Annotated in this window: 13 protein-coding genes; 4 read left to right on the forward strand and 9 right to left on the reverse strand. The window is 64.7% G+C overall.

The genetic code is table 11. The features are described 5' to 3' along the window. Together N826_RS05355 and N826_RS05360 are read left to right on the forward strand one after the other, a co-directional pair. Positions 1-450 (forward strand): PaaI family thioesterase, encoded by a 450-nt coding sequence (locus tag N826_RS05355; RefSeq protein ID WP_044426474.1) that lies wholly within the window; start codon positions 1-3, stop codon positions 448-450. A gap of 174 nt (positions 451-624) precedes the next feature. Continuing rightward, positions 625-1,710 (forward strand): nucleotidyltransferase family protein, encoded by a 1,086-nt coding sequence (locus tag N826_RS05360; protein WP_044426476.1) that lies wholly within the window; start codon positions 625-627, stop codon positions 1,708-1,710. A gap of 82 nt (positions 1,711-1,792) precedes the next feature. On the opposite strand, the gene N826_RS05365 is transcribed toward N826_RS05360, so the two are convergent. Further along, complete coding sequence (locus N826_RS05365; RefSeq protein WP_063772204.1) at positions 1,793-2,737, reverse strand: SDR family NAD(P)-dependent oxidoreductase; 945 nt, start codon at positions 2,735-2,737, stop codon at positions 1,793-1,795. 145 nt (positions 2,738-2,882) lie between these two features. Here N826_RS05365 and N826_RS05370 point away from each other — a divergent pair, with 145 nt between their 5' ends. Both N826_RS05370 and N826_RS05375 read left to right on the forward strand, forming a co-directional pair. Further along, a complete protein-coding gene (locus N826_RS05370) occupies positions 2,883-3,098 on the forward strand; it encodes a hypothetical protein (RefSeq protein WP_044426477.1) in 216 nt (71 codons plus the stop codon). A 264-nt stretch (positions 3,099-3,362) separates the two neighbouring features. Continuing rightward, positions 3,363-4,682: a nucleobase:cation symporter-2 family protein gene (locus N826_RS05375; protein ID WP_044426849.1), complete on the forward strand. Its 1,320-nt coding sequence runs from the start codon at positions 3,363-3,365 to the stop codon at positions 4,680-4,682. 52 nt (positions 4,683-4,734) lie between these two features. On the opposite strand, the gene N826_RS05380 is transcribed toward N826_RS05375, so the two are convergent. From N826_RS05380 to N826_RS05415, 8 genes are all read right to left on the reverse strand, one after another. Then, on the reverse strand, positions 4,735-5,853 hold the full coding sequence (locus tag N826_RS05380) for a mandelate racemase/muconate lactonizing enzyme family protein (protein WP_044426479.1): 1,119 nt from the start codon (positions 5,851-5,853) through the stop codon (positions 4,735-4,737). Positions 5,854-6,026: 173 nt separating this feature from the next. Further along, positions 6,027-7,118 carry a LacI family DNA-binding transcriptional regulator gene (locus N826_RS05385; protein WP_052830853.1) on the reverse strand — a complete coding sequence of 364 codons (1,092 nt, stop codon included), beginning with the start codon at positions 7,116-7,118 and terminating at the stop codon, positions 6,027-6,029. Between the two features lie 72 nt (positions 7,119-7,190). Continuing rightward, positions 7,191-8,459: a TRAP transporter large permease gene (locus N826_RS05390; protein ID WP_044426482.1), complete on the reverse strand. Its 1,269-nt coding sequence runs from the start codon at positions 8,457-8,459 to the stop codon at positions 7,191-7,193. A 12-nt stretch (positions 8,460-8,471) separates the two neighbouring features. Further along, on the reverse strand, positions 8,472-9,092 hold the full coding sequence (locus N826_RS39695) for a TRAP transporter small permease (protein ID WP_169789290.1): 621 nt from the start codon (positions 9,090-9,092) through the stop codon (positions 8,472-8,474). Next, entirely contained in the window at positions 9,076-10,110 is a 1,035-nt protein-coding gene (gene dctP, locus N826_RS05400; protein ID WP_044426484.1) for a TRAP transporter substrate-binding protein DctP, read from the reverse strand. Before dctP ends, N826_RS39695 begins: the two co-directional genes overlap by 17 nt. 85 nt (positions 10,111-10,195) lie before the next feature. Continuing rightward, on the reverse strand, positions 10,196-11,572 hold the full coding sequence (locus tag N826_RS05405; protein WP_044426486.1) for an MmgE/PrpD family protein: 1,377 nt from the start codon (positions 11,570-11,572) through the stop codon (positions 10,196-10,198). A 45-nt stretch (positions 11,573-11,617) separates the two neighbouring features. Further along, positions 11,618-12,811: an acyl-CoA dehydrogenase family protein gene (locus N826_RS05410; protein ID WP_044426488.1), complete on the reverse strand. Its 1,194-nt coding sequence runs from the start codon at positions 12,809-12,811 to the stop codon at positions 11,618-11,620. Between the two features lie 12 nt (positions 12,812-12,823). Continuing rightward, a complete protein-coding gene (locus tag N826_RS05415) occupies positions 12,824-13,759 on the reverse strand; it encodes a hydroxymethylglutaryl-CoA lyase (protein ID WP_044426490.1) in 936 nt (311 codons plus the stop codon). Positions 13,760-13,763 lie beyond the last annotated feature (4 nt).

Below are 13,763 nucleotides of genomic sequence, written 5' to 3' on the forward strand. Positions count from 1 at the left end.
ATGCCTCATCGCACGCCATCCACCTTCGACCCTGCCAAAGCCGGATGGGAGCGTCTGCCCGACGCCGGCTTCCTTGATCTGGTCGGCCCCCTCTGGCGGAAGCGGGACGAACGGGGCCTCGCCTTCGGCTTCCGGGCGGAACCGAAGCACGCTAACCTGATCAACGTCGTCCAGGGCGGCATGCTGATGACGTTCGGCGACCGGGCGCTCGGCATCGCCGCCTGGGAGGCGGCGCAGACCAGGGTCTGCGTCACCATTCAGTTCGACATGCAGTTCATCGGAGCCGGCGAGATCGGCGACTTCATCGAGATCCAGCCGGAAGTGATCAGAAAGACACAGACGCTCGTCTTCCTGCGCGGCATGCTGATGGTCGGCGACCGGGTCGTGTCCTCGGCCAATGGCGTCTGGAAGATACTGGACCGCCCGCAGCCGCAGCCCCAAGACCGATAAGAATCGATGACTCCTGTCGACCGAGCACGCCCAATGCACGCCGGTTACAGCCAGATTTGAATTTTGGCTGTAACCAGGGACGCACATGCTTGTCGCCAAGCCGGTAAAGTGGTTATGATGGTTACAGCCAGAATTGAAATCTGGCTGTAACCATGTTGAAATCGGAAAACTGCCATGGTTGAACGCCTGACCATGCCGATCCAGACGCTTTATGCCGAACTGATCGACAGGTGCGAGATCGCGGCTTTCGATGCCGACTTTCCGCCTAATGGCGGCTTCTACAAAACATCGATCAAGGGGCGCGACTACTGGTACTTCCGCGAAAGTCCCGATAGCAGCGGACATCGTCGGCAGAAATATGCCGGACCCGATGGTCCGGATATACGCGAGCGTATCGCAAAGCATGGAAAAACAAAGAGTGCCTACAAGGAACGCCGACAGTTGATCGCCGCGCTGCGGAGATCGGGGATCGCCGTTCCACCCGATGAGACGGGTGAAATCCTGGAAGCCTTATCCCGTGCCGGCGTGTTCCGGCTGCCCGCTTGTCTTGTCGGAACCGTCGCATTTCAAACATTCGGCGGACTGCTCGGCGTCAAGCTACCGGGAGCGATCGTTCAGACCGGAGATATAGATATTGCTCAATTCAGGTCGATATCGGTGGCGATCGCTGACGATGATCAGACCGAGCCGCTGCTCGACATCCTCCGCGGTATCGACTCCAGCTTCCAGCCTGTTCCCTACGCCACGGATGCCTGCCTGCACATGGCTAACAGGAACGACATCGAGTATCGCGTAGAAGTATTGACCCCGAACAGGGGGCCTGATCTGGAAGCGCCCGTCGACTTACCGGCACTCCAGGCGCAGGCTCAGCCGCTTCGCTTCCTTGACTTCCTGATCTATGACGCGATACCAGCCGCCGTGCTTCATGGCGGCGGCGTCCTGGTCAATGTCCCCAGACCTGAACGATATGCCCTTCACAAACTGATCGTCAGTCAGCGTCGCCGGGAAGACGCTGCGAAAATCGATAAGGATCTGCTACAGGCGGAAGTCCTGCTCGATGTGCTGGCTGACCGCCGCAAGGCGGATCTGCGCGATGCTTGGGAGGAACTGTGCGGCCGTGGACCGAAGTGGCGGTTTCTGGCAGCAAACGGAATGGCCGCAATCGACGAGGAAATCCGGAAGAAGGTCGTCAGGGTCATTCAAGACGATCTGTCGGCTGAGAAGCCGGAGGACGGACCGGCGGGCAGCTCCGCAACTTGAGACCGTAAGCCGCCGGCCCTTGTCCCTCCGCGCTGCCGTTCAAGCGACCAATCGGATTCTCTCGACGTTGGCTCCGGACTCATCAGCTCCGGTAATGACCGTCACGCGCATCACCGGCCATCCGGCGTCCCGGCTTGACGATGGCAGCCGTAGTCAGCAGGGCGACCAGCGCCAAGCTGGTCCCCATGAACACCAGCGAGCCAGACGACGCCTGCCGCGATGACGCTTGGCGTCGGGCTGCCTTCGGCTCGCTCATCCTGCGATGGACCTGCGCCAGCATCGGGTCGGACATCAGGTTGGTGGCGGCGGCCTGGATCTTGGTCTTTAGGCTCTCGGCGATCACGTGATGCCGGTCCGCCATCAGCGCTTCGAAGCCCTGGCGCGCGACTTCGGCGGGATCGTCCTTCGCGCCGTCTCCGACCGGCGTCCCGTCCATGCCGGCCCGGTGGAAGAAGTCGGTGTCGGTCGGGCCGGGAAGCAGCGCCGTGACGACGATCCCCTTGGGCGCCATTTCGTTCCGCAGCGCCTCGGCGAACGACCTTATGAACATCTTCGATGCCGAATAGACGGCTTCGAACGGTCCCGGCATCAGCGCCGAGATCGACGATGTGAACAGGATCCTGCCGCTGCCGCGCGCGACCATATCGCGGACGATCAGCTTTGTTAGGTGTACCTGGCTGCGGACGTCGAGGTCGATCAGACGCAACTCGGCATCGAGATCGGTCTGGCTGAAGTCGCCGCCGCCGACGCCGACTCCGGCATTGGCGCAGAACGCATCGACCGGGCGGCCTATCTCCCGGACACGCTCGTAGAACCGCTCGACGCCGTCCGACTGCGCCAGATCGGCCGGAGCCGTCCAGACCTCCCGGCCGGTTTCCCGCCGGAGCAGGGCCGCGGCGCCTTCGAGCTTCGGAGAATCCTGGCCGCCGATCACAAGGTCGTAACCGTGGCGGCCGAACCGCCGAGCCAGTTCCAGGCCGATGCCACTCGAGCCGCCGGTAATCACGGCAAGCCGCTGCGTGTTCATTCTTAATCTCCCACGACGTATTCGATCAAACGGACGAATGACGGCGTCAACAGGTCAAGGGCGGCGGTGTTTCAAAGAATTGACGTCACCGGCGATAGAGTGTCAGATAGCGGAGAAATCACTAGGCCGATGTGGGAACAAAGCCATGCTGACCATGAGTGATGTAACGCGCCGAACCTATGAACAGAGACTCGACAAACTGCAAGCTATCGCCGCACGTTTGTCAGGTGAACTGGTGATGGCGAGCGGTCACGACCCCAAGGCGGCGGAACGCCTTCATCGCAACCTTGAAGCCGTCGAGACGGAGATTGAGCTTTTGCTTGAAGCTCTCGGCGTTACCGACGAGATCGAACCCCAGTAGACCGCGGCACGTCCTCCGCGATCCCCGCTCACCCGACCCTTCCGAATTATTTGAAAGTGTTGCGGTACTCGGTGGCTTCCCCCACCGGGACACCCCGCCTAACACTTGTTCCGGACGCGGAACGACAGAAACCCGCGCCGAAAAACAATAAATCCTTCGGGAGAGGAACGTCATATGTCGGATCGGTCGGCACGACGAGAGCGCGGAACGGGTCGGATCGCCGATCCGGCCCAAAACCATTCGGCTATCCATCCAGTGGACGCCATGCTGCCTCCATGGCAGATGTTTACCGTCGCCCTTCAGCATGTGCTCGTCATGTATGCGGGTGCGATCGCGGTGCCGCTGATCATCGGCGCGGCCCTCAAGCTTCCCAAGGACCAGATCGCCTTCCTGATCAGCGCCGATCTGTTCGCCGTGGGCATCGCGACGCTGATCCAAAGCGTCGGCGTCTGGAAGTTCGGCATCCGCCTGCCGGTCATGATGGGCGTGACCTTCGCCGCCGTCGGCCCGATGGTCGCCATGGCCAATGCCGGAACGGGTCTGCCGACCATCCTGGGGGCCGTCATGGCGTCCGGCCTGTTCACGGTGCTGGTGGCGCCGTTCTTCAGCAGGATGCTGCGCTTCTTTCCGCCCGTCGTCACCGGCACGATCATTACCGCCATCGGCATCACGCTGTTGCAGGTCGGGATCAACTGGGCCGGAGGGGGCAGGGGAGTGGCCGACTTCGGAGCGCCTCGCTACCTGACCGTCGCTTTCCTCGTGCTGGTCTCGATCGTGCTCATCAACCGGTTCTTCAAAGGCTTCTGGTCCAACGTCTCGGTTCTGCTCGGGCTGATCATCGGGTTCGCGGTGGCCCTGCCCGCCGGGATGGTCAACATTTCCGGACTGTCCGATGCTCCTTGGTTCGCGGTCGTCTATCCCTTCGCCTTCGGCCCTCCCGTGTTCGAGATCGGACCGATCCTCTCGCTCTGCCTCGTCATGCTGGTCGTGATGGTCGAATCCACCGGCATGTTCCTGGCGCTCGGCGAACTGACCGACCGCCCGGTCGGCGAGACGGACCTGACGCGCGGCCTTCGCACCGACGGCATCGGCACGCTGATCGGCGGCATCTTCAACACCTTCCCGCACACATCGATCTCCCAGAACGTCGGTCTGGTCGGGATGACCGGCGTCCGCAGCAGATGGGTGGTCGCGGTGGCGGGCGTCATCCTGCTGGCGCTGGGACTGCTGCCCAAACTGGCGACGATCGTGGCGTCCATTCCCGTGGCCGTGCTCGGCGGGGCCGGGATCGCCATGTTCGGCATGGTCGCCGCGACCGGCATCAAGATCCTGGGCAAGGTGAACTTCGAGAACCGCAACAACCTGCTGATCGTCGCCATCAGCCTGGGCGTCAGCATGATCCCGCTGGTGGCACCCACTTTCTTCGACCAGTTCCCGCATTGGACGGCGCCCCTGACCCACAGCGGCATAACGCTGGGCGCGCTCTGCGCGGTCCTGCTGAACGCCGTCCTGAACGCCCGCCCCTCGACCGGTGAAAAGACGATTGAGGACGCGGCGCTGGAACACTGGCCGGCTAGTCACTGAAGCGGCGTCCCGGTGCCGGCAACGCCGCTTGGCAGTCTTCAAACCAGTTTCTTCAAGCCAGGCTCTTCCCGAAGGTTTGAAGACTGTCGGCGAGCAGCGTGGTGCCGGCGCCGGGATGCTGGGGCAGACGGTAGATGCCTCCTTCGACATGGATGGGCTCTTCGAAGTGGTCCTTGATCCAGGGGATGTATTCGAGAATGCCCGAGGCCGGGTGCCAGTAGCTGAGATGAACATGGACCTGACTCATCTCGCCCGCATGGGGGGCTACGGGCAGCCGGTTGGCCAAGGCGAGGTCGGCGACCTGGATATACTCGGTGATGCCGCCCAGCCGGGTCACGTCGGGCTGGACATAGGCCACGGCCTCCGCGTCGATGAAGCTGCGGAAAGCGTCCACCGTGTAGAGCTGTTCGCCCAGTGCTATCGGGATTTCGGTCGACCGCGCCAGTTGGGCATGACTGGAAACGTCGTCGTACCAGGTCGGCTCCTCGAACCAGAAGAGGTCGAGATCCTTCGCCCCGGCACAGAACCGCCGGCAGGTCGGAAGGTCCCATTTGCCGTTTCCGTCCACGGCGATGCGGATATCCGACCCGATCCGCTGCCGAACCGCCTCCAGCCGCTTGATGTCGGTAGCGGGATTTTCGTGGCCGACCTTGATCTTGATGCGGGTGAAGCCGTCCTCTTCCGTGGCCCGCCGCGTCAGGTCGAGCATGGTATCGAGATCGAAGGACAGCCACCCGATATCGGTGTTGTAGCCTTCCAGCTTGTCCGTCCTCGCCCCGCCCAGATAGCTCCAGAGCGGCACGCCGGCCGCCTTGGCGGCGATGTCCCACAGGGCGACATCGACGGCGGCCAGCGCCAACTGCGTGATGCCGGAGCGGCCGACCCACTGAAGCGCCGGACTGCGCGCCAGCTTGTTCCACAACCGCGTCCTGTCGTTCGCATCCTCCCCGATCAGCAACGGCGCGTAGCAGGTGCTGATGCAGGACGTGATCAGGCGGTCCGACGGCAGGTGCGCATGGGTCCCGGTGAACCCGTAGCCCGTCAGTCCGTCGCTGGTCACGATGCGGGTCCCGACGACACCCCAATGGGTGATGCTGTGGGTGGAGTCGGAAATCGAACTAGCCGTCAGCGGCAGATGGACGATGAACGGTTCGATTGCGGTGATCTTCATGCGGTCACGTTCCTCCTTGCGATGGCTACTTGACCGTAGCTCTGGGCTTGGTCACTTCGTTCTACACGTAGCATGACAACGTGCTGAGGCAGAGGATTGCACCGGAACGGCACTTTGATTCGGTCAGGGCCAAGACCCGCGACCGGACGGCGCCTCTCTTCCACGAGAAACGTCTATGGCCGATCTGAACGTCTTTCAGGCGGCCGCCCGCACGATCCCCGGATGACCAGTTCGGTCGGCAGCATCATCTGACGTCCCGGACCACTGTGACGGCCACCGATCCGGTCCAGCAGAAGCTCGGCCGAGGCCTTGCCCCAGGCCTGGATATCCCAGCGGATCGCCGTCGTCGGCGGCGACGTCAGCAGCGCCAGATCGGAATCGCAGCCGGCGACGATCGACAGGTCGTCGGGAATCCGCAAGCCGCGCAGCGACACCGCCTTGAGCACGCCGACCAGCAGCGACATGCCGCCGGCGATGATCGCGGTCGGCCGGTCCGTGCCGTCCAGCATGAAGGACGTGGTGCGGAAGCACTGCTCGGCGACGAAGCTTTCGGTCTGGAGCATGCGCTCGTCGAAGGGGATACCGTTGGCCGCCAGGCCTTCCCTGTAGCCTTCGATCCGCTCACGCGAGGGGCGCATATGCGGCTTGCCGGTCAGCAGGGCGATCCTGGTATGGCCGAACGATGCCAAGTGATCGACCGCCGCCCGGATGCCGCGGCGGTGGTCGATGACGACGCTGTCCGCCAAATTCCCGGCCTCGCGGTCGATCAGCACCACGGGTGCGTTGACGCGGGCGATGGCGTCCTCCAGCTCCGGCACCGCCTCGGCACTCTTGGTCAGCAGCAGCCCGTCGATCCGGCGTTTTGCGAATACCTTGAGCAGGTCGGCTTCATGGCGCGGATCGTCGCCGGTGTTGGTCAGGATCAGGGTATAGCCGGCGTCGCGGATGATCCGCTCGGCCGACCAGACGAAGGACGCGAATTCCGGGATGGAGATGTCGCGGATAGCACAAGCGATCGTCCGCGACGACCGCGTGCGCATCGCCTGCGCCGCCGGGTTGGGTTCGTAGCCCAGCCGGTCAATCGCCTTGCGGACCCGCTGGCGCAGGTCCTCGCTGACCGAGTGGTGGTTGTGCATCACGCGGGAAACGGTGGCGATTCCGACGCCGGCCTCCCGCGCGATCTGCTTGATCGTGACGTTAGCCGGAACCTCCGGACCGCCGGGGTCCGGATGGGGGGTGCGGATCGGTCTGGGCGCCACGTTCATGGAGTTCCCCGGAGGTCACGAAGTTTCCAAACCATAGCGCAAATCATCCGGTAATCGCCCGCACCCATTTTCCTATCCCAGCAAAAGGTTCGGCAGCCACAGCGAAAGCTGCGGGAATGCCATGATAATGATCAACAGGATCAGGAGCAGGATGGCAAAGGGCGTGATGCCCCGGATCACTTCGGTCAGCGGCGCCTTGGTGATCGACGCCAGGATGAACAGGTTCAATCCGACCGGCGGCGTCAGGAGCGCCAGTTCCATGTTGATCACGATGATCATGCCGAAATGGATCGGATCGATGCCGAAGGTGTCGAGCATCGGCAGCAGCACCGGCAAGGCTATCAGCAGCACCGAGAAGACTTCCAGGAACATGCCGAGCGCGAACAGCAGCAGGTTCACCAGCACCAGGAAATGCCAGGGTTGCAGGTCCCATGCCCGCATCTGGCTGGCGACGGCCGCCGCCATGCCGCTTTCGGTGACGTAATGGCCGAACGCCAGGGCCATCACGATGATGATCATGATAGCCGCGGAGTTGCGGGCCGCCTGGGCCAGCAAGGGCAGGATGTCCGACGGCCCGATCCGCTTGTAGAACCCCATGCTGATGACCAGCGCCGCCACGGCGGACAGGGCCGCCGCCTCGGTGACGGTGGTCAGGCCGCCATAGATGCCGCCGAGCACGATCGCCGGCATTGCGAAAGCGGGCAGCGCCCCGAGGTTCTTGCGCCGGAACTCCGCGCCGGAGATCGGCTCCGGCCTCGGATACCCCTTGCGGTGGCTGTAATACAGCACCCAGGCTCCGATCAACGCCGCCTGGAGAAGCCCTGGTACGACGCCGGCGAGGAACAGGCGGGGGACGGATTCATCCGCCAGCACGCCGTAGACCACCATGGCGAGGCTGGGCGGAATCAGGATGCCCAGCGTGCCCGAGGCGCCGACGACACCGGCCGCGAAATGCCGGTCGTAGTTGAGCTTCAGCATGCTCGGCACCAGGATCGTGCCCATCGCCAGGGCCGTTGCGACGCTGGACCCGCACATCGCCGCGAAGATCGTGCAGGCCAGGACGCAGACGATCCCAAGGCCGCCCCTGACCCTACCGACCCAGGTCGAGGTGGCGTCGATCAGCGCGGATGCGATGCCGCCGCGCTCCATGAAGACCGCCGCCGCCACGAAGAAGGGGACAGCCAGCAGGGTCTGTGAATTCAGTTCGTCGACGATCTTCTGCGCCACGCTGACCATCGGCGTGCCGGTCATCGCAAGCAGGAAGAAGGCGGTGACGCCGAGCACCAGGTAGATCGGGAAGCCCAGCACGAGCATCCCGCCGAACATCGCTATTCCGCCCATCGGGAGAACTCCTTATCGCTGGGCCATAGCGGTGCGAGAGCCTGTCAGCAGTCTCACCAGGACGATCAGGTGCCGGACGGCCATGGATGCGGCCGCGAGCGGCAGCGCCGCGTAATAGATCCACATCGGGAAGCGCAGGTTGGTCGGAGAAAGGTCGCCGAAGTCCCAGGCCTCGTAGGTCACCTGGCTGGCGAACCACGCGAGCACCAGGCAGAAGCCGATGCCGACGACGTGGCTGGCGATCTCGCAGGCTCGCTGGACCCCCGGCGAGAGCGAGCCGACCACCAAGTCCGCCTTGACATGCTCGCCGCGCGATGTGATGCCGCCGCAGGCGAGCAGGACCGCCCACATGACCATATAGACCGTCACTTCGTCGGTGATCTGCGGGGCGAACTGTGGGACCAGATAGCGCAGGACGATGGTGACGACGACCAGCAGCAGGGCCGAGCCCAGGATGACCCCGACGATCAGGCTTTCCAGCCTGTCGATCCAGTGGAAGAGGCCGGACGAAGCGCCGGAATGCCGGGATTCGGAGTTCCCGGCAGCCGTGCGGCTTTCCGCTTCTCCGCTGACCGGCGACACGGCGTCGTAGCGCGCCGCGTCCCGGCCGATCACATCATTTGACGATGCCAAGGCGATCGATCTCCTTCATGGCCAAATCCACCAGATCGGTGTCGATGTTCATGTCCTTGACGATGCCGTCCTGCGTTTCCAGCAGCTTCAGCCGCTTGTCGCGCAGGGCTTCCTTGCTGGCTGTCACGATCTTGACGCCGTTGGCCGCAACCTGCTCGCGGGCGTGCGTCTGGGCATCGGCCGCCATCTGCCGCGCCTTGGGTATCGTTTCCGCCCATGCTTCGGTCATCGCGGCCTGGAGATCCTTGTCTAGTCCCTTCCAGAACTTCTCCGAGACGAGTGGGACGTATTGGCCGAACCACTGGTTGTCTTCGAACGCATAGTGGATTCCGGACTCCCAAAGCTTGGCGCTGGCGATACTCTCATGCGTGGACGACACGGCATCGACCACGCCGGACGACAGCGCCAGCGGCACGTCCGGCCAGGGGATCAGGTTGGGTGTGCCGCCCAGGCCGGAGACGCGGTCGGCGTTGGATGTGCCGCCCGAGATGCGGATCTTGAGGCCAACCAGATCCTCATGCGACTGGAGCGGCTTCGAGACGCTGTAGAAGTGCGAGAAACCCAGGTTCATCCACGGGCCGAGCACCTTGACCCGCATCCGCTCCTCGGTCCGCTCGTTGATCTTCTGGCCAAGCTCGCCGTCCATCAGCGTCAGCGTCGCCTGCTCGTCGATCCCGTAGAAGGCGGGCAGGGAGGTCATCGCCATAACAGGCACGAGGCCGTCGAGAACCCAGGTTCCGGGAACCGCCATCTCGACGCTGCCTTGCCGCAGCGCTCGTCCGACGTCGCGGTCGCGGTAAAGCTGGGCGCTGGGATAGACCTCGATCTCCATCCGGTCGCCGACGCGCTGCTTAAGCGCCTCGACGAACAGGTCGACGCCCTTGTTGCGGACGTGAGAGGGATTGGTGTCGAGCGAGATGCGCAGCTTCTCCGCCGCATCCGCCGATCCGATCGCGGTCAGCGTCGCCAGAACGGCCACGGACAGCGTTCCAAGTAATCGCCTGCTCAAGAGACTCATCGATTCCTCCCCTATTTCTTGATTAGACCTGTTTCTCGATCGTAAACGAGCGGCCGGGCGTTCTTGGCCTCTTGCCGCGGTCGCGTCAGTGCTTTGCCGCCGCGTGTCGGTTGGTAAGGTCGAGTGAGCGCAGGGACGTCACGCGGTCGAGATCCATCAGGTCGCCGAACAGCCGGTCGGCGGTCTCGCCGCTGCCCAGCCGGTCGCCCACGCAGTCGATGAACTTCGCCCGCAACTCGTCGCGGCTGAGCCGCTTGCCCCAGCTTCCCTTGGCGAGAGCCACCGGCTCGTGCCGGAGGGTCTGGCCGGAGCCCAGCACCACCGATACCTCATCCGCCGGGGCGAACGGCATGTCGGGCATGCATTCGTCCGTCGTCGTCGTGACGACCTTCGTCATCGCCTGGACCACGTCGTCCCGCCGGACGAAATCGTCGGTGAGCTGGCGCAGGCCGACCTGACCGGCGACCAAGGCCGAGGCCATGGCGAACTCGATGCTGAACTTCGCTTCAAGCCCGGTCTTCGGCGACCGGTTGCGCAGCATCAGCCGCTGTGTCCTGCCGATCCGGACGTGGATTTCCGCCACGTCGTTCGGGGTCAGGCCGTGGTCGCGCACAAGGTCGAGCATAGCGTCGATGCTGCGATGGGTCGCGTAGCAGATCGGGTACTGCTTGACGTTGACCCCATGCTCCGCCAGCCGCCAGCGCCCGCCCAAGGCGTCGTCGCCGAAGTCGAGGCGCGGCTCGCCCGAGGGGGAATGGGCGCGCAGCAGGCCGACCGGATGCTCGATCGCGTCGGGCGAGCCGGTGAAGCCGCTGGCCGCCAGCCTCGCCGCCATCACCCCCGCCTGAGCCGCCCGCCCGGCATGGAGCGACTTGGTCATGGTGCCGAAATTGGCGACCAGTCCCGATGCCATCGACGCGGCGATCGCCACCGCATGGGCCGACTGGGTCGCGTCCAGCCCGTTCAGCCGGGCACAGGCCGCAGCTGCCGCCAGCGTGCCCCACAAGGCGGTCGGATGGAACCCCCTATCATGCATGTGGCCGGGTTCGAGTTCGACCAGCCGCGCCCAGACCTCGTAGCCGATGGCATAGGCTTTGACCGCCTCGGCGCCGCTCGAATCCAGTGCCCAGCCTTCCGCCAGGATGGCCGGCGTCAGCACGGCGCTCGTATGGCCGTCCAGAACGACGTCGTCGTAGTCCAGGACATGGGCGGCGACGCCGTTGACCAGCGCCGCGTCGAGCGGCGTCAGCGGGCGGCCGGAGGGGATCTCCGGCACGCCGCCGGCTGCCGTTGTACCCACGAGGTCGGCGGCGATCCGCACCGCCGGCTCGTCCGCCCCGCCGATGGTGACGGCGACGCAGTCCGTCATGCCGATCCGGGCGGCTTCCCGGCACTCCGCCGGAAGGGCGTTTCCGTCATATGAAGCGATGAAGGCTCCGATGTCGCAGGTCAGGGATGCCATGCGCCAGCTCCTTGTTCGGGAGAAGAGGACGGTCGGTAGGGCCAGTCAATAGGACCGGGGCAGGCCCAGGACATGCTGGCCGACATAGGCCAGGATCAGGTTGGTCGAGATCGGCGCCACCTGATAAAGCCTCGCTTCCCGCCACTTGCGCTCGATGTCGTATTCGCGGGCGAAGCCGAAACCGCCATGGGTCTGCAAGGCGGCCTCGGCCGTATGCCACGTCGCTTCGGACGCCAGCATCTTGGCGATGTTCGCCTCCGAACCGCAGGGAGCGCCGGCCTCGAACAGGGCCGCCGCCCGCCGGGCCATCATGTCGGCGGCCTCGATCTCGGCATAGCAGCGGGCGAGCGGGAACTGGATTCCCTGGTTGCGGCCGATCGGACCGCCAAAGACCTCGCGGGTCTTGGCGTATTCGACCGCCTTGTCGAGCAGCCAGCGGCCGTCGCCCAGGCATTCGGTCGCGACCAGTATCCGTTCGGCGTTCATGCCGTCCAGGATATAGCGGAAACCCTTGCCTTCCTCACCGATCAGGTTCTCGGCGGGTACCTTCAGGCCGTCCATGAAGACTTCGGTCGTGTTGTGGTTGATCAGCGCGTCGATCGGCCGGATTTCCATGCCGTTGCCGACGGCGTCGCGCAGATCGACCAGGAAGACCGACAGGCCGTCCGTCTTCTTCGCCACCTTGTCGAGCGGCGTCGTCCGGGCCAGCAGCAGCATCAGGTCGGAATGCAGCGCCCTGGACGTCCAGACCTTCTGCCCGGTCACCACGTAGTGGTCGCCCTGCCGCTCCGCCCGCGTCTTCAGCTTGGTCGTGTCGGAACCGGATGTCGGCTCGGTTACGCCGAAGGCCTGGAGCCGGAGCGAGCCGTCGGCGATGCCGGGCAGGTAGCGCTGCTTCTGTTCGGCGCTGCCGTGCCGCAGCAGAGTGCCCATGATGTACATCTGGGCATGGGCGGGACTGGCGGTGCAACCGCTGGCATTGATCGTTTCCAGGATCACGGCGGCGGCGCGGATCGGCAGGCCGGAGCCGCCGTATTCCTCCGGGATCAGCGCCGCCAGGAAGCCGGCCCTGGTCAGTTCGTCGACGAACTCGGTCGGGTAGCCGGAGGCCTCGTCCAGCTTCCGCCAGTATTCGCCGGGGAAGCGCTGACAGACCCGGCGCACGGAATCGCGCAGTTCGGGATAGTCCTCGCCAAGTTCCATGGAAATGGCGTCGGGAGTGCTGAGATATCCGTCCATGTCGCTTCTCCCTCAGGCGGCCAGGGCCGAAGCCGGCCGGTAATGCTTAGGCAGGCCGGCTTTCGCCACCATGCCGTAGAACTTCTCGTCCGGCAGCCAGGTCTCGACCTTCTGTCGAAGGGCGATCAGGGCATCTATGTCGATGCCGGTGTCGAAGCCCATGGACTCCAGCAGGAAGGCGCAGTCCTCGCTGTCGATGTTGCCGGTGGCTCCCGGCGCGAAGGGGCAGCCGCCCAGACCGCCGAGCGAGGCGTCGAAGCGGCGGACGCCGGCCTCGACGGCGGCGGTGACGTTGGCGAGGCCCAGCCCGCGCGTGTCGTGGAAATGGGCCGCGACCGGAACATCGCCGCAGCGTTCCACGACCCGGCCCATCAGGCGGCGCACCTGTGCCGGATTGCCGTAGCCGACGGTGTCGGCGACGATGATCTCGTCCGCTCCCGCGTCGAGCAGCCGGTCGATGATCTCAACCACGCGGCCTTCGTCGACGGCGCCTTCCATGGTGCAGCCGAAGGCTGTCGCGACGCCGGCGCCGAGTGCCACCAAGCCCAGGCCGCGATGCGCCCGCGCCTGGACGATACGGCGGAAGTCCTCTATCGAGTCCTCGGTCGAGCGGCGGACATTGGCAAGATTGTGGGTCTCGCTCGCCGACAGGACGTAGTTAAGCTTGTGAACGCCAAGCTCGAAGCCGCGTTCCGCGCCCTTCAGGTTCGGCACCAGGGCCGAAAGCCGGAAACCGCCGATCTTGCCGGTCCGTTCCGCCACTTCGACGGCATCGGCGAACTGCGGCACGATCTTGGGCGGCACAAAGGACGTGACCTCGATCTCGCCTACTCCTGCCGCTGCCTCTTCCCGGCACCACTCAACCTTGCGGTCGCTCGACAGGATGCACCTGACCATCTGAAGGCCGTCACGCAGCCCTACTTCACGCAAGTAAGCTTTTTCCCGCATGGGA

Origin of the sequence: Skermanella aerolata KACC 11604 (assembly GCF_000936425.1) — a bacterium.
Classification (GTDB): domain Bacteria; phylum Pseudomonadota; class Alphaproteobacteria; order Azospirillales; family Azospirillaceae; genus Skermanella; species Skermanella aerolata.

Excerpts from the sequence above, each read along its gene's own strand:
- N826_RS05355 (WP_044426474.1), top strand. The coding sequence starts at position 1 with ATGCCTCATCGCACGCCATCCACCTTCGACCCTGCCAAAGCCGGATGG.
- N826_RS05360 (WP_044426476.1), top strand. The coding sequence starts at position 625 with ATGGTTGAACGCCTGACCATGCCGATCCAGACGCTTTATGCCGAACTG.
- N826_RS05365 (WP_063772204.1), bottom strand. The coding sequence starts at position 2,737 with ATGAACACGCAGCGGCTTGCCGTGATTACCGGCGGCTCGAGTGGCATC.
- N826_RS05370 (WP_044426477.1), top strand. The coding sequence starts at position 2,883 with ATGCTGACCATGAGTGATGTAACGCGCCGAACCTATGAACAGAGACTC.
- N826_RS05375 (WP_044426849.1), top strand. The coding sequence starts at position 3,363 with ATGCTGCCTCCATGGCAGATGTTTACCGTCGCCCTTCAGCATGTGCTC.
- N826_RS05380 (WP_044426479.1), bottom strand. The coding sequence starts at position 5,853 with ATGAAGATCACCGCAATCGAACCGTTCATCGTCCATCTGCCGCTGACG.
- N826_RS05385 (WP_052830853.1), bottom strand. The coding sequence starts at position 7,118 with ATGAACGTGGCGCCCAGACCGATCCGCACCCCCCATCCGGACCCCGGC.
- N826_RS05390 (WP_044426482.1), bottom strand. The coding sequence starts at position 8,459 with ATGGGCGGAATAGCGATGTTCGGCGGGATGCTCGTGCTGGGCTTCCCG.
- dctP (WP_044426484.1), bottom strand. The coding sequence starts at position 10,110 with ATGAGTCTCTTGAGCAGGCGATTACTTGGAACGCTGTCCGTGGCCGTT.
- N826_RS05405 (WP_044426486.1), bottom strand. The coding sequence starts at position 11,572 with ATGGCATCCCTGACCTGCGACATCGGAGCCTTCATCGCTTCATATGAC.
- N826_RS05410 (WP_044426488.1), bottom strand. The coding sequence starts at position 12,811 with ATGGACGGATATCTCAGCACTCCCGACGCCATTTCCATGGAACTTGGC.
- N826_RS05415 (WP_044426490.1), bottom strand. The coding sequence starts at position 13,759 with ATGCGGGAAAAAGCTTACTTGCGTGAAGTAGGGCTGCGTGACGGCCTT.